This window comes from Natrialba swarupiae (assembly GCF_008245225.1).
Taxonomy (GTDB): Archaea; Halobacteriota; Halobacteria; order Halobacteriales; family Natrialbaceae; genus Natrarchaeobius; species Natrarchaeobius swarupiae.
Genome location: NZ_VTAW01000013.1, coordinates 45,932 through 66,746 on the forward strand (window position 1 = coordinate 45,932; position 20,815 = coordinate 66,746).

Consider the following 20,815-nt stretch of genomic DNA (forward strand, 5'->3'; position numbering starts at 1 on the left):
AGAGACGAGGCGTCGTCGCGGTGTAACCGCGTTGGGTCAGGACTCGTCTTCGAGGGCTTGCCAGGACAGTCGCGGATTTCGCGCGGCGCTTGTCTGGTCGATCCGGCGAGCGGTCGTCCGCTCCGGAGCGTCCTCGAGCGTCGCGTCGCCGTCGGTTGTGACGGCGTTGAACGCGGCCGCGAGCCGATCCAGCGTCGCCTTGCTCTCGACTTCCGTCGGTTCGGTCATCAGCGCCTCGGGGACGATTTCGGGCCACTTGGTCGTCGGCGGGTGGACGCCGTAGTCGAGCATTCGCTTTGCGACGTCGGCAGCGTCCTGCTCGCCCGCGCTGGCGACGAACTCGTGGTGAAACGGCCCGTAGGGGACGTCGTACTCGATCTGGCTCGCGAGGTAGTTCGCGTTGAGGACGGCCTTCGCGCTGGCGTCCGCGAGCCCCGCGTCGCCCAGCCGGGCGATGTAGGCGAAGGCCTTCACGAGGACGAGCCAGTTGCCCTGGAAGCCGTGGACCGTGCCGATCGTGTGGTCGGGATCGAACAGTTCGTAAGTGGATTCGCTCTCGCTCGCACTGGCATCGTCGGCCTCGCGCACTCGAGGCGCGGGCAGGAACGGGGCGAGATCGGCGACGACGCCGACCGGGCCCGCCCCCGGACCGCCGCCGCCGTGGGGCGTCGCGAACGTCTTGTGGACGTTGTAGTGCATCACGTCGAAGCCCATATCGCCCGGACGGGCACGTCCGAGCAGGGCGTTCAAGTTCGCACCGTCGTAGTAGAGGAGCCCGCCCGCATCGTGGACCATCTCGGCGATCTCGGCGATCTCGCGTTCGAACAGCCCCAGGGTGTTCGGGTTCGTAAGCATCAGCGCCGCCGTGTTCTCGGAGAGGGCGGCCTCGAGCGCTTCGAGGTCGACCCGGCCGCCGTCGTCGCTGGGCAACGAAACTACGTCGTAGCCACCGAGGGCGGCGGTTGCGAAGTTCGTTCCATGGGCACTCTCGGGGACGATCACCTCGTCTCGGTGACCCTCGCCCCGGTGGTCGTGGTATGCCGTGGCGACGCGGATGCCGACGAACTCCCCCGCCGCGCCGGCGGGTGGCTGGAGCGTGACGGCGTCCATGCCGCCGATCAGGCCGAGATACTCCTGTAGCCGGTACAGTACCTCGAGGGTGCCCTGAACCGACTGCTCGGAGCGGTCGGGATGGACGCTCGCCGATGGCAGTGCAGCTACGTCCTCGGTGAATTTTGGGTTGTACTTCATCGTACACGATCCGAGCGGGTAGGGACCGCTGTCGATCCCGTAGACCATCTGCGAGAGTCGGGTGTAGTGGCGCGCGAGCTCGGGCTCCGAGAGGCTCGGAAGCTCGAGGGAGTCGCGGGTCAACTCCTCTGGAAGCGGCGAGTCCTCGCCGATCTCGACCCGCGTCAGATCCTTCTCGGAGAGCAGCGGTTCGTACTGACCGTCCTCGACGTACCGCGCCTGGTCGTACCGGACGCGGTCGTCGGTCCGTCCGGAACGATCGCCTCCTATCGCTTCGGATCCGCCGTCGGTTTCGTCGTCTACGGGTGAATCGACGCCGTCGGTCATCGAATCACCTCCTCGAGTGCGTCGACGAACGGATCGATCCGATCGTCGGCGACGCCGGCGACGCAGAGTTGGATCTCGTGGTCGTCGACGACGTGAACAGCGAAGCCGCGCTCCTCGAGGTCGGCGGCGACGGCTCGAGCGGGCTGGTCGACGCGTGCGACGAACTCCCGGACGTGTCGGCGGTCGTGGACGGGTGCACTCGCGCCGGCGAGGTCGTCGACGCGGGTCGCGAGCCTCTCGGCGCGGGTAACACCGCGTTTCGCGAGGTCGACGAGTCCCTCGGGACCGAGGACGGCGGCGTGCATCGCGGTCCGTAAGGCGACCCAGGCCTGGTTCGTACAGATGTTACTCGTCGCCCGCTCGCGTCGAATGTGTTGTTCTCTGGTCTGGAGCGTGAGCGTGTACGCCCGCCGGCCGGTCGCGTCCTCGCTCGCGCCGACCAGCCGGCCGGGGACCTGCCGGAGGTACTCTTCGCTCGTGGCGAACAGACCGAGCCCCATGCCGTAACTCGTCGGGAGACCGAGGACGCTCGCGTCACCGACGACGACGTCCGCACCGACGTCTGCGGGTCGCTGAAGCAACGAGAGCGCGACCGGATCGGTCCCGAGAACGAACAGCGCGTCCGTCTCCTCGGCCAGGTCGCCCACCGCCTCGAGGCGTTCCTCGATCGTTCCACGCACCGTCGGGTTCTCGGCGTAGAGCATGACGATGTCGTCGTCGACGAGTTCGTCGAGTCCGCCGACGTCGACGTTGGCGTCGTCGGTCGGATACGCCTCGACGACGAGGTCCGTCCCGGCGACGTAGTTCTCGAGGGTGCTCCGCCGTCCCTCGAGCAGGAGGTCGGGGACGAGGACGCGGTGGCCGGTCGCGTCGCGAACCCGGTCGGCGAGCGTGGCCGCCTCGCCGAGGGCGGTCGCAGCATCGTACATCGAGCAGTTGGCGACCTCGAGGCCCGTGAGTTCGACCAGCAGCGACTGGTACTCGAACAACGCCTGTAAGAACCCCTGTGAGACCTCGGGCTGATACTGCGTATAGGAGGTGAGAAACTCCGAGCGGTCGGCGAGGTGGTCGACCACCGAGGGGACGTAGTAGCCGTAATGACCCCGGCCGAGCAGTTCCGTCAGGTCGTCGTTGCGGCTCAGTATCGAGCGAACGAGCCGGCGCGTCTCCCGTTCCGTCCGCGCGTCGATCCCGTAGCTGTCCTCGAAGCCGACCTCGGGCGGGACGTCGAACAGTTCCTCGACCGATTCGACGCCGATCGCCTCGAGCATCGCCGACCGTTCGTCCGCCGTGTGGGGAGCGTACGGGCTCCCCGAATGTGACCCGTGCATAGTTACTGGACCCGTCGGACGGACGATACGGCCCGTCCACACCCGCCTGAAGTGCGGGTATCGATTCGAGACACGATACCAGCGTGTAGTTTGTGCGGCTAATTAACGCATGCGGTCGGATGCTCGATCGTCGTCGCCGTTCTCGGTGGTCGTCGGCGTCTCGTCCGTCACGTCGGTTTCCGACTCCTCCGACGCGGTCGAGTCAGTCGGTCCTGCCTCCGACTCGAGATCCGGATCCGGTTCGTCGTCCGCTGTAACGCCGGTATCCGGCGCGGTGTCGACCGCGGGATCCGCCGCCTGTTCGTGGTCCCCGCCGTCGTTTCGCTCTCGAGCGAATACGTCGAGGGTGACCTTCGCGCCGCCAAGGATGACGGGGCCGATAAAGAGGCCAACGGCACCGAAGACGACGAGTCCGCCGAAGATGCCGACGACGACGATCGCGGAGTTGAACGCGCTCGTCCGACCGATGAGCGCCGGCCGCAGGTAGTTGTCCGACGCGCTCACGAGTGTGCCGTACCCGACGAGGGCCGCGGCCTCGAGAGGACGACCCATCGCGAACAGATAGATCGATACCGGAACCCAGATTCCGAACGCGCCGATCAGCGGGAGCAACGCGAGGACGAACGTCGCGACGGTGAGGAAGATGACCATCGGAACGCCGACCACTGCGAGCCCAGCGCCGAGCAAGATCGCCTGAATCCCCGCGACGGCGACGTTTCCGACGACCGATGCCCACATCAGCTGATCGAGGTCGTCGTACAGCTCCTGTTGGATCTCGTCGTCGATCGGTGACACCCGCTGCGTCCAGTCGACGAGCGCGTCCCCGTCTCGCAACAGCGCAAAGAGGACGAACAGCGTCACCGTCAGCCCGATGAGCAGAGATGGAAGCCCGGCGACGACCTCGATCCCGCTGGTCGCGAGCCCCTGTACCCCGGTCGCGATCGGCTCCTGGTAGGTCTGGTACATCTCGCCGAGGTCGACGGCGTACCCCGTCTCCTCGAGTTGGGATTCGATCATCTCGGCGTCGAGCGAGCCCTCCTGAATCGCGTTGACGATCTCGAGTGCCTCGCCGAACGCGATGGCGAGGACGTACGCGAGCGGAAGCAAGATCGCGAGGACGGCGACCGCCACCACCGTGAGCGCGGCGATCATCGACCCCACGTAGGGCTCGAGGCGACGCTGAATGGGCATTAGAATGTACGCGAGGACGGCACTCAACAGCACGTACTGGAGGTAGGGGAGAACGACGAGGACAGCGAGCGTGACGCTCACCAGCGCAAACATCGTCAACGTGGTCCGCTCGGTGAACCACCGTGACGCTCCCGTCTCGCGAGGCCCGGACATGCGACACCGTACGCGCTCCTGACCAATTAGTGCGATGACTCGACCCGTTTCCCGATCGTGACGTCGAACGAATGCCGAGCCGACGGTCTCGAGTACTTCCCGTCGTGTGAACAGGTGAGCACGCTTAAGAGCCACGGGAAACAGGCTTTTGGTATGCAACCGCGCGACCTGTCCGATCACGTCGCATACGAGGCGGGTCGGGGCATCGAGGAAGTCGCCCGCGAACTCGGGCGGGACCCCTCGGAGTTCGTCAAACTCGCCTCGAACGAAAATCCCCACGGCCCGTCGCCGGCCGCGACCGTGGCGATCCGGGAGCACGCCTCGAGCATGAGCTCCTATCCCAAGGCCGCACACACCGACCTCGTGGCAGCTATCGCCGACCGGTGGAACGTCGAGGACGAGCAGGTCTGGCTCGCCAACGGCGGCGACGGCGCGATCGATTACCTCCATCGCGCGACGCTCGAACCCGACGATGCCGTTCTCGTCCCGACGCCGGGCTTTGCCTACTACGGCATGAGTTCACGATTTCACCACGGCGAGGTCGACGAGTACTCGATCGATCGCACAGACGAGTTCGAGCAGACCGCCGACACAGTGCTCGAAGCGTACGACGGCGAGCGGGTCATCTGGCTCACGAGCCCGCACAACCCCTCCGGCTCGACGATGGCACTCACGGAGATCGAGGCGCTCGCCGCGGAAACCGACGAGGAGACGCTGGTCGTCGTCGACGAGGCTTACGGCGAGTTCGCCGAGACCGAGAGCGCGGTAACGCTCATACAGGGACAGGATGGCTTCGACGCGCGCGACGACGTCGCCGTCCTCCGGACGTTCTCGAAGGTCTACGGGCTCGCCGGTGTCAGGCTCGGATACGCGGTCGTCCCCGAGGAGTGGGCCAGCGCGTACACGCGCGTGAACACACCGTTTGCGGCGGGCGAACTCGCCTGTCGCGCCGGTCTGGCCGCGATGGGCGATACCGAGCACGTCGAGCGGACCGTCGAGACGGCCCGAACCTCACGAGAGGCAATGAGGGAGGGGATCGACGCACACGTCTGGCCAAGCGAGGGGAACTTCGTCCTCGTCGACGTCGACGACGCCGCCGCGGTCGCCGGGGAACTCCAGGAACGGGGCGTCATCGTCCGCGACTGCACGAGCTTCGGTCTCCCCGGATGTATCAGGATCACCTGCGGAACCGACGAAGAGACCGAACGAGCGATCGAGGCGACGAACGCGGTGCTCGCCGATCTCGAGGTCGACGCCGAAGCGGAGGTGCCCGACAGGTGAGAGTCGCCGTCACCGGAACGCCCGGAACCGGAAAGACGACCGCGACGACGATACTCGAGGCGCGCCTCGAGACGGAGTCAGAACCGAATCTCGAGGTCGTCCACCTGAACGACGTTCTCGAGCGCGAGGGGTTGTATACGGAAATCGACGCCGAACGCGAGAGTAAGGTCGCCGACCTCGAGGCGCTGTCGGTCTGGCTCGAGGGACGTGAGGACGTCGTCATCGAGTCCCACCTCGCCCATCATTTCGACGCGGATCGGGTCGCCGTCCTCCGGTGTCGCCCCGACGACCTCGAGGAGCGACTCCGCGACCGTGGCGAGAACGAGGGGAAAGCGACCGAAAACGCCGAGAGCGAGGCGCTTGACGTGATTCTTTCGGAGGCGGTCGAGGAACACGGCCTCGACTCGGTTTACGAGATCGATACGACCGATCGCGACCCCGAAGCGGTCGCCGACGACCTCGAGTCGGTCCTCGCGGGCGAGCGCGAACCGAGCGCCGGCGACGTCGACTTCGTGGGGTATCTCGCGTGACGCTCGATCAGCTTCGACCGTACATCTCGCGATTTCTCGATCCGTTCGTGAAGGGGTTCGACCGGATCGGGATGACACCCGACGGCGTAAGCGTGCTGGCGTTTTTCATGGCGATACTCGCGGCGGTCGCGTTCGTACTCGGCGGGCGCGCGGATCCGGTCTGGTACGTCGGGGCGGCGGCGCTGGTCTTTCTGAACGGCTGGCTCGATATCGTCGACGGCGCGCTCGCGCGCGAACAGGCGGTCGCCTCGCCCGGCGGCGACCTCCTCGATCACGTTCTCGATCGGTACGCCGACATCGTCGTCATCGGTGGCCTCGCAGCAGGGGTCGGCGACTACCTGCTGGGCTTTCTCGCGGTCACCGGCGTCGTCATGACCTCGTATCTGGGGACGCAGGCCCAAGCCGTCGGTCTCGATCGCGTTTACGGCGGCCTCGTCGGTCGGGCAGACCGGTTGGCGATCATCGGCGTCGTCGGCGTTCTCGCGTACCCCTTCTCGGGGACGTACGGCGGCCTCACGCTCGTCGGCTGGCTGCTCGCCTTCCTCGCTGTCGTCGGTCACCTCACTGCCCTCCAGCGGTTCTTCTACTCCTGGAGCGCACTCGAGTAGGATTGCATCGCTCTCGCCGCATGGTTTATCACTCGGCGCGATATAGGTGCGCACATGGTTCAGTGTGAGATGTGTGGCGCCGAGACGTCGTCTCCGAAGACCATCAAAGTCGAGGGTGCGAAACTCGACGTGTGTTCGAACTGCACCGACTTCGGCACGGAGGTCAAACAGCCCTCGAGCTCGAGTACGTCCACGAAGTACTCGACCGGATCGAGTTCCTCCGGAGGGTCGAGCAGTTCGAGTTCGAGTTCGAGTGCGTCCGCGAGCTCGTCGACGAGTTCCAGCTCCGGTGGCTCTCCCCGGTCCGATATGTTCGACGACATGGACCAACTCGTCGCCGACTACGACGACAGCGTACGCAACGCCCGCGAGGGGAAGGGGCTCAGCCAGTCGGATCTCGCCAACGAACTTAATGAGAAGGCGAGTCTCATCCGCAAGATCGAACGCGGCGATACGCTCCCGAGCGACCGCGTCCAGTCGAAACTCGAGCGGTTCCTCGAGATCGACCTGAGCGCCGAGGGTGGCTCAGGTGAGGACTCCGAGTGGTCCGGGGGCTCCTCGTCCGGCAGTTACACGCTCGGAGACGTCGTCAAGCGAAAGGACTGACCGACACGCTCCGTTCGCGAGGCGTATCTCTGTCGACAACTCGCAAGCTATTTCTTCGACGGGGATCGGATACTCCGTATGTTCATCCTCGTCAACCTGAAGACGTATCCGTGTGATCCGGTCGCCGTCGCCGAAGCGGTCCGCGACGTCGACGAGTCCACCGACGTCGCTCGCGTCGCCGTTGCCCCCCAGGCCACACACCTCGAGCGCGTCGCCGAGACAGGGGCCGAGACGTGGGCTCAGCACGTCGATCCCATCGACTACGGGAGCAACACCGGCCATACGCTGGCCGAGACGGTCGCCGACGCCGGTGCCGTCGGGACGTTGATCAACCACTCCGAACGCCGCCTGAAACTCGCTGACGTTGACGGTGCCGTCGAGGCTGCCGACCGGGCGGGTCTCGAGACGGTCGTCTGTGCGAACAACCCCGCCCAGATCGGTGCTGCGGCCGCGCTCGAGCCGGACGCCGTCGCCGTCGAGCCGCCCGAACTCATCGGAACCGGAACGCCGGTCAGTCAGGCCGACCCGGAGATCGTCGAGGGTGCCGTCGCCGCCGCGGCCAACGTGGATTCCGACGTTTCGGTCCTCTGTGGTGCCGGTATCAGCACCGGGGACGACGTCGTCGCCGCGGGCGAGCTCGGCTCGGAGGGCGTCTTGTTGGCAAGCGGCGTCGCGAAAGCGGACGACCCGACGGCCGCGCTTTCGGATCTCGTCGATCCGCTCTAACTGCCACGGTGTTTTTCGTCGCTCCGGCCGAACACCGTCGTATGACCGGAGATCCGCCCATCGCCGTCACCCTCGAGAACCGACTCATGAGCCACGGGATCTACGTCCTCGAGGTCGAGTGGGACGAACCCAGCTCGGAGACCGACTTCCACCTCACGTACGAGGTCGTCACCGACGCTCCGCGAGTGACGAGCGACGAGGTCGGAACGGTCGTCCGGACCGTGCTCGCGATCGCGGACGAACGGGGGTGGTCGCCGGGCCACCTCGAGGCCACCTCCCGCGGGACTGACGGCTCGCTTCGGGGACGCTGGCGCGTCGAACGCGACTGGTTCGACGATCTCCACGCCGAACTGACGGAATCCGAGTTCTCCCGACGGATCCTCGAGACGGTAACGACGGGTTCGGTCGACGAGTAGATACATTAATTAAACTCGAAGTCGTACACGTTGTAACCGATAAATGACCGGAGAACAGGTGTACGTTTCGCACGCTCCGTCGGACCTCGAGCTCGTCCAGACGCTGTTCTCGACGGTCAAGAACCTCCCGTTCGACGTTCATATCGCACTCGAAGAGGTCGATTCGAATCGCACGCGGGATCGACTCGAGAGTCGCATTCCCGACAGCGATGTCGTCGTCGCGGTGTTGACCGACCGGTCGGCCGACTCCCGGTGGGTCAACCAGGAGATCGGCTACGCGCGCGCCGAAAGGATCCCGATCTTTCCGGTGTACACCGACGAACGCCATCGCGGTGGATATCTCGCCGACATCGAGGGGATGTCGATCAAACGAGACGACCTCTCACGAACTATCTGCGAGTTACTCGGCGGTCTCAGACACATTCTCGAGCCGATCGGACCGCTCTCGGTTCCCAACTGGTTCATGCGGTTTCCCTGTACGACCGACGGCTGTCCGGAACAGGTCGTCCTCGAGATCGACGCGCCACAGTCGAAACTCTGGAAACAACACCGTCACGGCAAGCCGCTGGCGGTAACCTGTTCAGCGTGTGGGGGGACGTACTACTTCAACCCGGCGACGCTCGGGTTCATCCGTCGTGACCCCGCGACACAGTGATCGTCGTCCAAGAGCCGATCGTTGATGTCGGAATTACCCGCGTCAGTCGTGTCCGGGTCCACGGCGAGGACGTCCCGGGCTCTGGGCGCTGGCAATTCGCGCTCGAGGCGATACCGTCGCCAACCACAGCCACTGTCTCGTCTTCGAGAGGATGGGCGGCGATGCGTTCGCGATTTCGGAGTCGCGGGGGTGGCTCGTAAGGGACGCCTACCGTGTCCACTGGATCCGACGAGCGGGGAAGATCCGTTGAACGGTGCCGATAACGAAGTGTCCGGTGGCCGACCCGTGGTGTGCGAGGATTTACCTCGCACGGACGCCCCGTCCGTTGGACGACGCTCGGCGACCCTCGGTCGCCGGGGGTTCCCTCTCCTGTCGGTCTCGAGGTCGACGATCGAACCGGGAAGACGATATGTCGAGCGGACAAACCCGATCGTATGATCACAATAGCCGAACGAAACGCCGGCGGTCGGCCCATCGACCGGCAAACGATCGGGCTTGCCGTCGCCGATGTCGGATTGCTGACCGCACTGGTTACTGCTGGCGGACTCACCCACGGCCTCGATCCGATTGCCGACCCGCTCTCTACCCTCGAGACGGTCGTCCCCTTCGTGGCCGGTTGGCTCGTCGTCGCGGTGATCGCTGGACTGTACACGGCCGATCGATCGTCGGCGATTCGAACGATTCGATTGGTGGCGGTTACGTGGCTCGGTGGTGCCAACATCGGGTTTCTCCTGCGAGGGTCACCGTATTTCGAGGGAGGGATCACGTGGCCGTTCCCGCTCGTGATGACTGGGCTGGGGCTGATCGTGCTCGTCGGCTGGCGTCTGGTGGTCGTCGCACTGGAATCTCCGTGACTCGGACAACCATTCATATTTCGAGAACGTACCGGCTTCGAATGAGCAACCATCCTCGACCAGGACGTGTTGGGGCCGGATCGACGAGACAGTAGCCGACGTTCTCCGCTGGTATCGTCCGATTTCGGTGCTCGATCGCAGTTCTCTCTCCGAAGTTCGCTTGACGATCGAGTGGTCGAAACACCGATGGCTGTTCTATAACTTATGAGAAACCAATGCGACGAATATGTGTCACAAATGAGTCCAGTACTGGCCAATTATGGGAAACACTTATATGCGTATTTGCCATAGTATAGGATAGATTATGACTGGATATTACGACATTGTTCTCGGACTCATCCCAGTCGCACTGCTCGGGATCACCGCTTCCCTCTCCCTGGTCGGCCTTTCGTTAACGGCAGCGGTACCGATCGGTGCGTTCGTCGCGATGGGGATCATCGGTCACGCAATGTTCGTAAACACCCCCGCGGACGGCTCGGACGAAGCCCAGTCGTCCCGTCCCCCGCTCAACGCGGATTGAGACAACTATCCGTCTACCTGCCTGTCACCAGTCTCGTCATCCTCGCTTGCGTTGCCGTATGAACTTGATTCGTACACTCTTTCTCACTAGCTACGCGACTATCCTCCCCGATGGCCGGAGACACGCCGATGGCCGAGCGACGACGAGATCATCGCCTTCAACGGCGGCGAAACCGGCATCGAGACCGTCGCCGTAGCCTCGATGTTGTACGAGAAGGGCCACGCAGGCGGCTGTGGGCAGAACTCGAGTTCACACCGACGACCGAGGCGCTTTCGGGGACGATGTCGGACGGGTCGGGATCCACCTGACCTCCGTTCGGTCGCATCAGGTATCGAGATCATACCGGACGGTCAACACCGTGTTTCGACGGATTCGTGGCCGTTAGCGACCGGGGGTTCAAACGGTCGCTTCCCGTACGATCCCTGTATGTCCCGCGCGGCGGAACTCGTATCCGTCCTCGAGGTGGCCGAGTCGGTGGCGATCGTCTGTCACGACAATCCAGACCCCGACTGTCTTGCCAGCGCGCTCGCTCTGGAGGCAATCGCGGAGGACATCGGTGTCGACGACGTGATCATCGTCTACGGTGGCGAGATCTCCCACCAGCAAAACCGGGCGTTCGTCAACATGCTCGACATCGCTCTTCGACCGATCGACGAGGTCGACGTCGAAGCGTCCGACTGTATCGCGTTCGTCGATCACGCAATCCCCGGCGAGAACTCGCAGCTGTTGGCCCACGTCGAACCCGATATCGTCGTCGACCACCATCCGGGCGAGTCCGCCGGCGCGACCGTCGAGGACGTCCGGACGAGATACGGTGCGACCGCGACGATTTTCGTCGAGTACCTGTGGGAACTCGAGGTCGAACTGACGACTCGACTCGCGTCTGCCCTGCTCTTTGCCCTCCATCGTGAGCGCCTAGATTTCGTTCGCGATCCCACGAGACGGGAGTACGAGGCGGCGCTTTCGGTGTACCCTGTAGCGGACCTCGAGGCGCTCGAACAGCTCTACGGCAGCGCGTTCTCGCCGGGAACGATCGACGCGATCGGCTGTGCGATCCGCTCACGCGAGCGTCGTGGCTCCTCGCTCGTCGCCAGCGTGGGGACGACCTCCGAGACTGACGCGCTTCCGCAGGCGGCGGACTTTCTGCTCAACCTGGAAGGCGTCGACACCGTCCTCGCCTACGGGATCGTCGGTCGGACGATTCGAGTCAGCGCGCGGTCGATCGACCCACGAATCCACATCGGCGAAACCCTCCAGGATGGGTTCGGCGAGTTCGGTGCCATCGGCGGCCACCACGATATGGCCGGCGGACGGATCGATCTCGGCCTCTTTGGCGACGACGCCGGCGACGAGAAACAGCTGCTCGAGTTCGTCGGCGGCCGCCTGACCCGGCGGTTCTTCGACGCGTTGAATCTCGACGATCCACGAGACGGACCGCCGTGACGATTCTCCGCTCGTGACACGTCGGTACGGTTCACTCGATGTCGATCGTCTGTGCGTTGTCGTCCGACTCGAGTGTGGGGAGACGGATGGTGAGGACGCCGTTGTTGAGGGTGGCATCGACGCCGTCGGCGTCGACAACGGCAGGGAGTCGGACCTGGCGGCTGAACGATCGCAGCTCGCGCTCGCGACGGATGTACGTCTCCTCGTCGACCTGATCGGTCTCCCGTGCTCGCTCGCCTCTGATCTTGAGCGTCTCGCCAGTCAGGTTGATCTCGAGGTCGTCGGTCTCGTAGCCGGGGACGTCGACGGTGACGACGAACTCCTCGCCCTCCTCGGCGACGTCCAGGCTGGTCGCCGACCCCCGCATCGAGAGGTCGAGACGGCTTCGGTCGTCGACCGCTGTCTCCCACGATCGAGCCGCCGTCTCGAGTTGACGCGCGAGTCGGTCGAACAGTTCCCCGATTTCGTCGAACGGGCCGGAACGGCCTGCCATTGCTATCACCTAGTGGATGTTCGTCGTGGACGGCGAAAAAGTCATCTCAATCCCACCTGACGGTCGTCGAATCGAACAGGAACGAACTGGACGACACTCGTCACGAACGGATCGACCACTCGTCCAGCAAAACGTACGTGGCGGTGCCGGCGAAACCGTGGACGGGGCGGGGAGTTTTATCTGCGGTCGGTGTAGCCTCGAGTATGACACAAGCACTGTTCGTCGTCAGCGAGGAGGGATACTGGGGAGAGGAGTGTGTCGACCCCCTCGAGACGCTCTCGGCGGCGGGAGTCGAGATCACGGTCGCGACGCCGTCGGGGAGCCCGCCGGTGATCGACGAACGATCGGTGGATCCCGAACAGGTCGGCGAGGAGACCACCGAACACGTCCGCGAGGTCCACGAGAGCGACGAGCGATTGAACGATCCGATCCCGCTCGCTCGAGCGAACGCCGAAGTCTACGACGCCGTCGTCTTCCCCGGCGGCCACGGCACCGAGTGGGACGTCAATCAGGACCACGACGCTCGCCGACTTCTACGGGAGACGGTCGAAGGGGACGACGGGAAAGCGCTAGTCGTCTGTCACGCCGTCGGCATCCTCGCGTTCGCCCGCGATAGCCACGGTGCGTTCGTCGTCAACGGCCGCGATGTCACCGGATTTCCTAACGCGTGGGAGGAAGACATCGTCGACGAAAACGATTGCATGCCCGACGGCCGCAAACTCCCCTACTGGGTCGAAGACGAAGTACAGGCCGCCGGTGGGAACTGGGACGCCGAACTCGAGGCAGACACGAGCGTCACCGTCGACGGCGACCTCATTACCGCCCGCGGCCCGGGTTCGTCGAGCGCCGCCGGGGAGACGCTACTCGAGGAACTCGACCACTGATCACCTCGCCGATCGACCCACAGCGGAAAGAACGCCGGCGATCAGGCTCCCGAGACCGAGCGGCGGCCGGCCCACTTCGCCTCAAGGAACTGGAGAACGAGATAGAGAACGAGAAACAGCCCCAGGACGATTGGTCCGACACCGTAGCCGATGACGAGCGTCAACATGGCCACCACACCGGTCCGTCCGTGTCGCGATCGACCGCATCGACGTAGACGGCGTACGCGCCGACGATCGGGAGGACCAAAAACAGGATTCCGAACATGCAGTCTCGTTGACTCCTCAGACAGGTAACCGTTTCGAACGATCCTCAAAGCAAATCACGGGACAACGGACGACACCCTCCCAAGCGAAGGCCTGCAATCAGTTCCTTTTTACGCGGCGGGGCGGAATCTCGAGTATGAGCTTCGAGGAAGACGACCACGTCGTCCTACACGACGAGCACAGCGAGTTCGACGGCGAAACCGGAACCGTCACCCAGACGATGGAGTCGATGTTCGGCGACGTCACCTACACCATCAGCTTCGAGGACGGACAGGAGGCAGGCGTCCCCGAGGACGCCCTCGAGGCCGCCGACGACGACGTCGACGACGAGGAGTAACGTTATACACCCCTCGAGCCCGGAGACTCGAGGCGAGAACTCACAAGCCGTTCCGACCTGTAGATGCCACAGATTCCGCTTCACTACGTCGATTTACGTACGTTCTGTTACGCCACCGAGGACGAAAAGCGCGTCGAGGAGGCGCTTCGGACGTTCCTTCCCGAGGGCGACGACGAGCCGTTCGAGATCGAACGCGCCGAGAGCGAGGGCCACTACGGCGATCGTATTCTCGTCCTCTCAGCCCGGGTCGAGAACGCCGACGACGTCCGCCACGTCCTCTCGAGACTCGCCGACCTCGAGAGCTTCGAGACGCTGATCGACGAACTCGACGAACGGGTAACCGAGAACACGGAGTTTTTCCTCCGACTCGACAAACAGGCCGCCTTCAACGGCGACGTCCGCCTCGGCGATGGGATCACCTTCCGTGGAAAGGTCGAGGCCTATCCTGCCAAAAAAGAGCAGGCACTCGAGAACGCCGAGGAGGTCCTGACGCGCCTTCGAAACGAGGAGTGATACGGATTGCTGTCCCTGTGTCCCGCCGCGCCCGGGACCCGTTCTCCGGGCGCGGTGGTACTGACGGACAGTAAACCGTATAACGGGGATCACCGTCGGTATCCGAAGATCGTAGATCGGTTTCGGTCACCCCTGTCGTTGAATCGAACGCGGTAGCGTACGAATAATAGTTCCCCCTCCGTGGCGCTCGAGTGGCCAGCGGCCAAGAGTTATTCGTCTCGCTACCGTATAACACACGATGGAGTCATCTATACTCGCACCCCTGCAACTCGATGTCGGCGATCCGATACTGATCGTCGCGGCGCTGGCAGTCGTACTCGTCGTCGCCACCGTCTGGTCGATGATCGAGATCGTCGACGCCTACAACAGGGGCGCACTCACCGTCTTTGGAGAGTATCGCAAACTGCTCGAGCCGGGGCTGAACGTCGTTCCCCCGTTCGTCTCGCGAGTCTACACGTTCGACATGCGCACCCAGACGATCGACGTGCCGAGCCAGGAGGCGATCACCCGGGACAACTCGCCGGTGACCGCCGACGCCGTCGTCTACATCCGCGTGATGGACGCCAAACGGGCGTTCCTCGAGGTCGAGAACTACGAGCGGGCGGTCTCGAACCTCGCCCAGACGACCTTGCGTGCCGTCCTCGGCGATATGGAACTCGACGACACCCTGAGCAAACGCGAGATGATCAACGAGCGAATCCGCCACGAACTCGACGAGCCCACCGACGAGTGGGGGATCCGCGTCGAGAGCGTCGAGGTTCGGGAGGTGACACCCTCTCGGGACGTCAAAGGTGCAATGGAAGAACAGACTTCCGCCGAACGTCGCCGCCGCGCGATGATCCTGGAGGCCCAGGGAGAACGCCGCAGCGCCGTCGAGAAGGCGGAGGGTGACAAGCAAAGTGAGATTATCCGCGCCCAGGGTGAAAAGCAGAGTCAGATCCTCGAGGCGCAAGGTGATTCCATTTCGACCGTCTTGCGGGCTCGCTCCGCCGAGTCGATGGGTGAACGCGCGGTCATCGACAAGGGGATGGACACCTTAGAAGAGATCGGGAGGAGCGAGTCGACGACGTTCGTCCTCCCACAGGAACTCACGTCGATGGTCGGCCGCTACGGCAAACACCTCTCGGGCGGCGACGTCAGAACGGACGGCGAGCAACTCGAGAGCCTCGAGTTCGACGACGAGACGCGCGAACTGATCGGCTTAGACGACATCGCCGAGATCATCGGCGAGATCGAGGACGCCGAGATGGACGTCGAGGCGATGGAACAGGAGGCCCAGGCGATCAAGGAAGGCGAGGATATGCCAGCCGAGGGCGGTGACGCCATCGATATTTCCAAGACGGGACAGGAACGCCGGGAGGATACGGACGCCAGGGGAGGGCCCGATTGAGCACCTCTCGGATCGCGACCGGTGAGTTGTGGTACGCGGCCGACGATCACTCCTCGAGGAGCGCCCGCGAGGAGTTCGTGACCACGAGGAGGCTGCTCGCGCCCATCGCGATCGCGGCGAAAAGCGGGTTGAGCAGTCCCGTGACGGCCAACGGGATGGCGATCGCGTTGTAGCAAAACGCCCAGCCGATGTTTCCTTTGACGCGCCGATCGGTCGCGCGAGCGAGATCGAAGACGGTGTCGACCGAGGAGAGGTCGTCGTCGACGAGGGCGATGTCCGCGGCGTCGGCTGCCATCGCAGTGCCACCTCCGAGAGCGATTCCGAGATCGGCCGCCGCGAGCGCGGGTGCGTCGTTCGTTCCGTCACCGATCATGACGGTTCGTCCACGTTCGCCGAGGCGCGCAACCGTTTCGGCTTTCCCCTCCGGCGGAACGCCAGCGAACACCCGATCGATCGCCGCGTGCTCGCGGAACTGTTCTGCTGCACGCGCATCGTCGCCGGTGAGAACGACGACTTCCGCACCCGCATCCGAGATCGCTGTCAGCGTCTCTGCCCACCCCTCCCGGAGGTCGTCGCCGACCACGACAACCCCCTGGGCGGTTCCGTCGCGTCCGATCGCGACCGGCACCCGTCCGGCCGTTCGCTCCCCATCGATTCGCTCCTGGAGGTCGGCCGGAACCGTCCAACCACGATCGCGAAAGAGGTCCGGGTGACCGACGACGACCTCGTCGCCGTCGACGACGCCGGAGACGCCGTTACGGTGGCTCTCGAAGGACTCGATGCGGTCGCCGAGGGTCTCGGCTCGGCTCCCCTCACCGGAACCGGACCGATCCTCGGCGACGTTGTCCGCAGACGACTCTCCATCGAGTCTGCCGCCGTCTGCGACCGGATCGGTGGAGTCGATGTCTCCCCCTACAGCGGCGATGGCCTGCCCAACCGGGTGGGCGGATCGACGCTCGAGGATCGCCGCCCGCTCGAGCAGTTTTTCGTCACAGTCGGCGTCGACGACGGTCATCTCGCCGGTCGTCAACGTCCCCGTCTTGTCGAAGACGACGGTGTCGGCCTCGCGGATGCGCTCGAAGACGCTGTCGTCGAAGACGACGATCGAGCGCTCGAGGGCGTCACGGATGCCGGCGGCGACCGCAAGCGGCGTCGCGAGCCCGAGCGCGCACGGACAGGAGACGATCAGGACGGTGAGGCCGACGAGCAACGCAGCGGCGACCCCGGAGCCGAGCGCGAGATAGACCGCGGTGACGACGACCGCGAGGACGAGCACGAGCGGGACGAAGATCGTCGCCAGTTTGTCCGCGAGCTTCTGGATACCGTGGGTACCGCTCTGGAGGTCCCAGACGAGTTCGGTGATGCGATCGAGCGTGCTCGTCGCGTCCTCGCCGACGCGGACCGTCACCGCGCCGTCGGCGACCAGCGAGCCGCCGACGACGTCGTCGCCGACCGCTTTGGTGACGGGGAGGGATTCGCCGGTGACGACCGCCTCGTCGACCGCGGCCTCGCCGTCGATCACGTCGCCGTCGATCGGTACCCGTTCGCCCGCCCGGACGAGTACTCGGTCGTCGGGCTCGAGCGCCGAGAGCGGAACGTCCTCGTGGCTTCCGTCCGGACCGACGCGACGGGCCTCGTCGACCTGGACGGAGGTGAGATCCGAGAGGCGCTCGGTCGCCTCCCGTTTCAGCGTAGACTCGTAGTAACCGCCGACGGTGACGATGACGACGATCGCAACGGTAACGTCGTAGTAGATGTGGTCGCCGCCGACGGCGATCGAGAGCGTACTGTAGAGGTACGCGCTGACCGCGGCGATCGCGACCAGTAGATCCATGTTCGGCGACCGGGTCTTGATCCCAACGTACGCCCCCTGTAGGATCGGCTTGCCGGTGACGCCGAGGACGATCGTCGTGAGCGCTGCGATCATCAGATAAAACGGCGTCGCCCGCTCGTCGGCGAGCGCCTGTTCGAAAAACGCCATCGTCTGCTCGTTGTAAAAGAGCCCGCCGAAGTAGACCGGGTAGATAAAGACGACGTACTGGAGCATCACCATCATCCCCATGAGGACACCGACGGCGATCCGTCCCATCTCCCAGTTCTCCGCCCGGCGACGGCTGACGGCGTCTTCGCGACTGTACGCGCTGTAGCCGAGCTGGCTTATATCCGACGTCAACTCCTCGAGTGGTGCACGCTCGGGATCGTGGTCGACCCGGACGGTGTCGGTGACGTAGCTCGCGCTCGCATCGCTGACGCCGTCGGCCGACGTGGCGACGGACTCGATAAAGGCCTCACAGGTCACACAGTACATCCCGCTGACCTCGAGGTAGGACGTCTCGTGGTCGGGATTGCCACTCGAGGAGGAATCGTCTCCGGTCGTCTCCTCGCTCGCTCGAGCGTCGCGAACGTCCTCGGCGTCGACCGCGTCGACGCCACCGAGTACGTCGTAGACGTCCCGACAGCCGACACAGCAAAACGGCTTCCCGTCGGCGACGACGTCGCTGCCCTCGACGGGGAGATCACAGAGCGTACAGCCGGTGTCGGATCGGTCGTCTGTCATCGTGTGGTTAGTTCGATCGGCGGTCGATCATCGCTGGGTTTCAGTGGTGGTGGCCGTCGGTGCCAGGGGCATCGATGGCGTCGTAGAACGGCAACTCGGGATGTGGTACGTGAACACCCAGTGCCATCAATCCGTGGGCGAACAGGACGTACCCCAGCACGACGAACGCGACGCCGAGCAGCCGGTGGACGCGACGCCGATGAGCGACGTCGACGGTATCGATGACGGTTCCGTAGGCGAAAACGGCCGGGATCGTTCCGACCCCGAGCGCCGCGAGCGCGAGCGCACCGCCGGTCGGCGAGCCGGTCGCGAACGCGTACAGAAACGCCGGATAGAGGACGGGGCACGGGAGCAATCCGTGAAGCGCCCCCAGGCCGACGATACCGGGACCGTTCGCCAGCCGGTCGACGTGGCCGACGAGCCAGCTGGTAACCCGCTCGAGGCCGGGGATCGAGACGCCGCCGGTCGTCCGTCCGAGCACGTAGTAGACGCCGGTGGCGATGACGAAGCCACCGATGACGAGGCCGACCCCGCCGCGGGCGAGGTCGACGACGGGCGTGAGTTCTGCCGTCGTCAGAAACAGGGCACCACCGAGGGCCCCGAACGCCGCCCCGAGAAGCGTGTAACTCGCCGTTCGGCCGAGATTGAACAGCGCATGCTGGCGAACTTCGTAGGTCGTCAGGTGTCCGCCACGCCCACCCGCCGCTGATTCCGATGTCGTCCCCCCGTCGGTCATCCGACTCGAGTACATCGTCACGAGCGGACCACACATTCCAACGCAGTGTGCGCCGGCGAGCAATCCGATGATGAGGAAGAGAACGACGTCGACGCCGAGTAGCGTGAGCGGATCCATGAGTCGGGGCCTCGAGTTCGATCGTTGGCCGACCTAGCCACCGAGAGGTGTAGTGCGTTTCGCCTTCGGAATCGGATTCGACGATCGAACTACGGCAGGATCAATAGTGACCTCGCTATTGACGTCGGCAACGCGCGTCGCCCGAACCGCTACTCGACGTAGCGGTACTTGCGCTCACCCATTCGCCCCCAGCCGTCGAAGACGAACTCCGATTCGGGAGCAGTGAACTCCTCGACGTCGACGTCCATCTCGTGGTTGTGAACGTCGTGAACCTCCTCGTAGTCCTCCCAAGAGAGGTCGTATCGGGCCTCGAGCTGTTCGTCGACGTTCAGTGACGTGATCTCGTCCTCCCAGCCGCTGACGATCGTTTCGGCGTGAATCTCGGCCTGTGCACCGCTCCCGTAGGAGCCAACGAGCAGCGTCTCGCCGGTCAGATCGCGGCCCGCCTCGAGTGCGGTCTTGAGCGCGCTGACGCGAGCGACGTGGACGGAGCCGGTGTACCAGTTTCCGACTTCACGCGAGATCGACAGCGTCGGATCGATGGTCGAGTCGTACCACTCCCGATACTGGTCGGTTTCCTTGAGCGAGTCCATATATTCGCGGACGGCGTCGTGAAACGTCTCCTCGTCGTCGAACGCCTCACGTCGGGGCTGTCTGCCGATCTCGTCGGCGAGTTCGTCCTCGATCGCGGTATCGCGCGTAACGTGGCGATACGCGAGCATCGCCGCCTTGCGAACCATCCCCGGGAACGGCGTGTGAAACGGCGCGAACTCGAAATCGTCGGGGTGGACGTCGCCAGCGACGCTCTCGTAGTCCTCGACTGCCTCGCGCATCCGTGCGAGGTACACCTGGACGGACCGTTTGCCGTCGACGGAGGGGAACTGCTGGTTGGGTTTGAGGAAGTCGGTCTCGTCGGCAGAGCCGTAGCCCTGGTGGGTCGAGAGTTCGACGAGACTCGGATCCTCGCTGATGAGCATGGCGACGGCACCGGCACCCTGGGTCGCCTCGCCAGCGTCGCCGCGAGCGTACAGCGCCGTGTCCGTCGCAATGACGAGCGCCGAACGGCCACGATTTCGGCCCGCACGGATCCAGTTGTACGCGTCGTCTAAACTCTGGGTCCCGGCGATACAGGCGAACTTCCGCTCACCTTTGTTCGCGTGGTGGAAGTCGCCGTCGAAGACCCCCTCGAGACAGCCGGCGACGTACGTCGAAACCGGCTTCGAATTGTCGAACGAACTCTCCGTCGCGACGTCGATCCGACCGATATCGTCCGGCTCCAAGCCCTTTCGCTCCATCAGTCGGTGGGCGGCGTTTGCCCCCATCGTAACGATGTCCTCGTAGCTGTCGGGGAACGAACTCGCGTTGAGGCCGAGTCCCTTCGTGTACTTTTCCGGGTCTTCGCCTTTCTCGGGGGCGAACGTCCCGGGCAAGTCGAGTTTGAGATTCCCGGTCCAGATTTCGATCGCGTCGATACCGACTGCGGTCATGGTCTGATAGTGTGGGAGGAGCCATATGGTATTGTCGTTCGGAGTTTCGACGAACGACGAAGTACCACCGCAATACCCCCGCAATCACGGACGAAATTGACCGACCGACCCGCTGGCTCAGCGGGATCCGAAGAGTAATTCCGTT

22 protein-coding genes are annotated in these 20,815 nt (G+C 64.5%); 14 read left to right on the top strand and 8 right to left on the bottom strand.

Annotation, left to right across the window (positions count from 1 at the left end; all coding sequences use genetic code 11):
- Positions 1–36 precede the first annotated feature (36 nt).
- The 3 genes from gcvPB to FYC77_RS11370 all read right to left on the bottom strand — a co-directional run bounded on the left by gcvPB (position 37) and on the right by FYC77_RS11370 (position 4,253).
- On the bottom strand, positions 37–1,578 hold the full coding sequence (gene gcvPB / locus FYC77_RS11360) for an aminomethyl-transferring glycine dehydrogenase subunit GcvPB (RefSeq protein WP_149081624.1): 1,542 nt from the start codon (positions 1,576–1,578) through the stop codon (positions 37–39).
- The gene (gene gcvPA / locus FYC77_RS11365) at positions 1,575–2,909 is read right to left on the bottom strand and encodes an aminomethyl-transferring glycine dehydrogenase subunit GcvPA (protein ID WP_149081625.1); all 1,335 of its coding nucleotides are present in this window, start codon (positions 2,907–2,909) and stop codon (positions 1,575–1,577) included. Before gcvPA ends, gcvPB begins: the two co-directional genes overlap by 4 nt.
- A gap of 102 nt (positions 2,910–3,011) precedes the next feature.
- On the bottom strand, positions 3,012–4,253 hold the full coding sequence (locus tag FYC77_RS11370) for an AI-2E family transporter (RefSeq protein WP_149081626.1): 1,242 nt from the start codon (positions 4,251–4,253) through the stop codon (positions 3,012–3,014).
- Positions 4,254–4,406: 153 nt separating this feature from the next.
- On the opposite strand from FYC77_RS11370, the gene hisC reads away from it, so the two are divergent.
- The 10 genes from hisC to FYC77_RS11420 all read left to right on the top strand — a co-directional run bounded on the left by hisC (position 4,407) and on the right by FYC77_RS11420 (position 11,892).
- The gene (gene hisC / locus FYC77_RS11375) at positions 4,407–5,534 is read left to right on the top strand and encodes a histidinol-phosphate transaminase (RefSeq protein ID WP_149081627.1); all 1,128 of its coding nucleotides are present in this window, start codon (positions 4,407–4,409) and stop codon (positions 5,532–5,534) included.
- The gene (locus FYC77_RS11380; protein ID WP_149081628.1) at positions 5,531–6,064 is read left to right on the top strand and encodes an adenylate kinase family protein; all 534 of its coding nucleotides are present in this window, start codon (positions 5,531–5,533) and stop codon (positions 6,062–6,064) included. Before hisC ends, FYC77_RS11380 begins: the two co-directional genes overlap by 4 nt.
- Positions 6,061–6,672 carry a CDP-alcohol phosphatidyltransferase family protein gene (locus tag FYC77_RS11385; RefSeq protein WP_149081629.1) on the top strand — a complete coding sequence of 204 codons (612 nt, stop codon included), beginning with the start codon at positions 6,061–6,063 and terminating at the stop codon, positions 6,670–6,672. The genes FYC77_RS11380 and FYC77_RS11385 overlap by 4 nt, the downstream gene beginning before the upstream one ends.
- A 54-nt stretch (positions 6,673–6,726) precedes the next feature.
- Positions 6,727–7,278 carry a multiprotein bridging factor aMBF1 gene (locus tag FYC77_RS20700; RefSeq protein ID WP_149081630.1) on the top strand — a complete coding sequence of 184 codons (552 nt, stop codon included), beginning with the start codon at positions 6,727–6,729 and terminating at the stop codon, positions 7,276–7,278.
- A gap of 78 nt (positions 7,279–7,356) precedes the next feature.
- The gene (tpiA, locus tag FYC77_RS11395) at positions 7,357–8,004 is read left to right on the top strand and encodes a triose-phosphate isomerase (RefSeq protein ID WP_149081631.1); all 648 of its coding nucleotides are present in this window, start codon (positions 7,357–7,359) and stop codon (positions 8,002–8,004) included.
- 41 nt (positions 8,005–8,045) lie between these two features.
- The gene (locus FYC77_RS11400) at positions 8,046–8,420 is read left to right on the top strand and encodes a hypothetical protein (protein WP_149081632.1); all 375 of its coding nucleotides are present in this window, start codon (positions 8,046–8,048) and stop codon (positions 8,418–8,420) included.
- Positions 8,421–8,463: 43 nt separating this feature from the next.
- Positions 8,464–9,075 carry a toll/interleukin-1 receptor domain-containing protein gene (locus FYC77_RS11405; RefSeq protein ID WP_149081633.1) on the top strand — a complete coding sequence of 204 codons (612 nt, stop codon included), beginning with the start codon at positions 8,464–8,466 and terminating at the stop codon, positions 9,073–9,075.
- A 434-nt stretch (positions 9,076–9,509) separates the two neighbouring features.
- Positions 9,510–9,929, top strand: a complete 420-nt coding sequence (locus FYC77_RS11410) for a DUF3054 domain-containing protein (RefSeq protein WP_149081634.1) — start codon at positions 9,510–9,512, stop codon at positions 9,927–9,929.
- Between the two features lie 304 nt (positions 9,930–10,233).
- Positions 10,234–10,449 carry a hypothetical protein gene (locus FYC77_RS11415; protein WP_149081635.1) on the top strand — a complete coding sequence of 72 codons (216 nt, stop codon included), beginning with the start codon at positions 10,234–10,236 and terminating at the stop codon, positions 10,447–10,449.
- A gap of 426 nt (positions 10,450–10,875) precedes the next feature.
- Positions 10,876–11,892, top strand: a complete 1,017-nt coding sequence (locus FYC77_RS11420) for a DHH family phosphoesterase (protein WP_149081636.1) — start codon at positions 10,876–10,878, stop codon at positions 11,890–11,892.
- A gap of 31 nt (positions 11,893–11,923) precedes the next feature.
- On the opposite strand, the gene FYC77_RS11425 is transcribed toward FYC77_RS11420, so the two are convergent.
- A complete protein-coding gene (locus FYC77_RS11425; protein WP_149081637.1) occupies positions 11,924–12,385 on the bottom strand; it encodes an Hsp20/alpha crystallin family protein in 462 nt (153 codons plus the stop codon).
- A gap of 203 nt (positions 12,386–12,588) precedes the next feature.
- On the opposite strand from FYC77_RS11425, the gene FYC77_RS11430 reads away from it, so the two are divergent.
- A complete protein-coding gene (locus FYC77_RS11430; protein WP_149081638.1) occupies positions 12,589–13,269 on the top strand; it encodes a type 1 glutamine amidotransferase domain-containing protein in 681 nt (226 codons plus the stop codon).
- A 41-nt stretch (positions 13,270–13,310) separates the two neighbouring features.
- Here the strand turns inward: FYC77_RS11430 and FYC77_RS20900 are convergent, their stop codons facing one another.
- Positions 13,311–13,436 (bottom strand): hypothetical protein, encoded by a 126-nt coding sequence (locus tag FYC77_RS20900; protein ID WP_274381032.1) that lies wholly within the window; start codon positions 13,434–13,436, stop codon positions 13,311–13,313.
- Between the two features lie 233 nt (positions 13,437–13,669).
- On the opposite strand from FYC77_RS20900, the gene FYC77_RS11440 reads away from it, so the two are divergent.
- The 3 genes from FYC77_RS11440 (at position 13,670) to FYC77_RS11450 (ending at position 15,773) form a co-directional block, all read left to right on the top strand.
- Positions 13,670–13,870, top strand: a complete 201-nt coding sequence (locus FYC77_RS11440) for a DUF1918 domain-containing protein (RefSeq protein ID WP_149081639.1) — start codon at positions 13,670–13,672, stop codon at positions 13,868–13,870.
- 63 nt (positions 13,871–13,933) lie between these two features.
- Entirely contained in the window at positions 13,934–14,383 is a 450-nt protein-coding gene (locus FYC77_RS11445; RefSeq protein ID WP_149081640.1) for an RNA-binding protein, read from the top strand.
- Between the two features lie 238 nt (positions 14,384–14,621).
- Positions 14,622–15,773, top strand: a complete 1,152-nt coding sequence (locus FYC77_RS11450) for an SPFH domain-containing protein (protein ID WP_149081641.1) — start codon at positions 14,622–14,624, stop codon at positions 15,771–15,773.
- Between the two features lie 46 nt (positions 15,774–15,819).
- Here FYC77_RS11450 and FYC77_RS11455 read toward each other — a convergent pair whose 3' ends face one another.
- The 3 genes from FYC77_RS11455 to hmgB form a co-directional block, all read right to left on the bottom strand.
- On the bottom strand, positions 15,820–18,330 hold the full coding sequence (locus FYC77_RS11455) for a heavy metal translocating P-type ATPase (protein ID WP_149081642.1): 2,511 nt from the start codon (positions 18,328–18,330) through the stop codon (positions 15,820–15,822).
- Positions 18,331–18,370: 40 nt separating this feature from the next.
- Entirely contained in the window at positions 18,371–19,183 is an 813-nt protein-coding gene (locus FYC77_RS11460; RefSeq protein WP_149081643.1) for a sulfite exporter TauE/SafE family protein, read from the bottom strand.
- Between the two features lie 149 nt (positions 19,184–19,332).
- Complete coding sequence (gene hmgB, locus FYC77_RS11465; protein ID WP_149081644.1) at positions 19,333–20,670, bottom strand: hydroxymethylglutaryl-CoA synthase; 1,338 nt, start codon at positions 20,668–20,670, stop codon at positions 19,333–19,335.
- Positions 20,671–20,815 lie beyond the last annotated feature (145 nt).

What these genes read in the sequence shown, in the direction of transcription:
- FYC77_RS11460 (WP_149081643.1), bottom strand. Translation starts at nt 19,183, where the DNA reads ATGGATCCGCTCACGCTACTCGGCGTCGACGTCGTTCTCTTCCTCATC.
- gcvPB (WP_149081624.1), bottom strand. Translation starts at nt 1,578, where the DNA reads ATGACCGACGGCGTCGATTCACCCGTAGACGACGAAACCGACGGCGGA.
- FYC77_RS11425 (WP_149081637.1), bottom strand. Translation starts at nt 12,385, where the DNA reads ATGGCAGGCCGTTCCGGCCCGTTCGACGAAATCGGGGAACTGTTCGAC.
- FYC77_RS20900 (WP_274381032.1), bottom strand. Translation starts at nt 13,436, where the DNA reads ATGTTGACGCTCGTCATCGGCTACGGTGTCGGACCAATCGTCCTGGGG.
- hmgB (WP_149081644.1), bottom strand. Translation starts at nt 20,670, where the DNA reads ATGACCGCAGTCGGTATCGACGCGATCGAAATCTGGACCGGGAATCTC.
- FYC77_RS11410 (WP_149081634.1), top strand. Translation starts at nt 9,510, where the DNA reads ATGATCACAATAGCCGAACGAAACGCCGGCGGTCGGCCCATCGACCGG.
- FYC77_RS20700 (WP_149081630.1), top strand. Translation starts at nt 6,727, where the DNA reads ATGGTTCAGTGTGAGATGTGTGGCGCCGAGACGTCGTCTCCGAAGACC.
- FYC77_RS11430 (WP_149081638.1), top strand. Translation starts at nt 12,589, where the DNA reads ATGACACAAGCACTGTTCGTCGTCAGCGAGGAGGGATACTGGGGAGAG.
- FYC77_RS11445 (WP_149081640.1), top strand. Translation starts at nt 13,934, where the DNA reads ATGCCACAGATTCCGCTTCACTACGTCGATTTACGTACGTTCTGTTAC.
- FYC77_RS11450 (WP_149081641.1), top strand. Translation starts at nt 14,622, where the DNA reads ATGGAGTCATCTATACTCGCACCCCTGCAACTCGATGTCGGCGATCCG.
- tpiA (WP_149081631.1), top strand. Translation starts at nt 7,357, where the DNA reads ATGTTCATCCTCGTCAACCTGAAGACGTATCCGTGTGATCCGGTCGCC.
- FYC77_RS11370 (WP_149081626.1), bottom strand. Translation starts at nt 4,253, where the DNA reads ATGTCCGGGCCTCGCGAGACGGGAGCGTCACGGTGGTTCACCGAGCGG.
- hisC (WP_149081627.1), top strand. Translation starts at nt 4,407, where the DNA reads ATGCAACCGCGCGACCTGTCCGATCACGTCGCATACGAGGCGGGTCGG.
- FYC77_RS11440 (WP_149081639.1), top strand. Translation starts at nt 13,670, where the DNA reads ATGAGCTTCGAGGAAGACGACCACGTCGTCCTACACGACGAGCACAGC.
- FYC77_RS11415 (WP_149081635.1), top strand. Translation starts at nt 10,234, where the DNA reads ATGACTGGATATTACGACATTGTTCTCGGACTCATCCCAGTCGCACTG.
- FYC77_RS11405 (WP_149081633.1), top strand. Translation starts at nt 8,464, where the DNA reads ATGACCGGAGAACAGGTGTACGTTTCGCACGCTCCGTCGGACCTCGAG.
- gcvPA (WP_149081625.1), bottom strand. Translation starts at nt 2,909, where the DNA reads ATGCACGGGTCACATTCGGGGAGCCCGTACGCTCCCCACACGGCGGAC.
- FYC77_RS11400 (WP_149081632.1), top strand. Translation starts at nt 8,046, where the DNA reads ATGACCGGAGATCCGCCCATCGCCGTCACCCTCGAGAACCGACTCATG.
- FYC77_RS11455 (WP_149081642.1), bottom strand. Translation starts at nt 18,330, where the DNA reads ATGACAGACGACCGATCCGACACCGGCTGTACGCTCTGTGATCTCCCC.
- FYC77_RS11420 (WP_149081636.1), top strand. Translation starts at nt 10,876, where the DNA reads ATGTCCCGCGCGGCGGAACTCGTATCCGTCCTCGAGGTGGCCGAGTCG.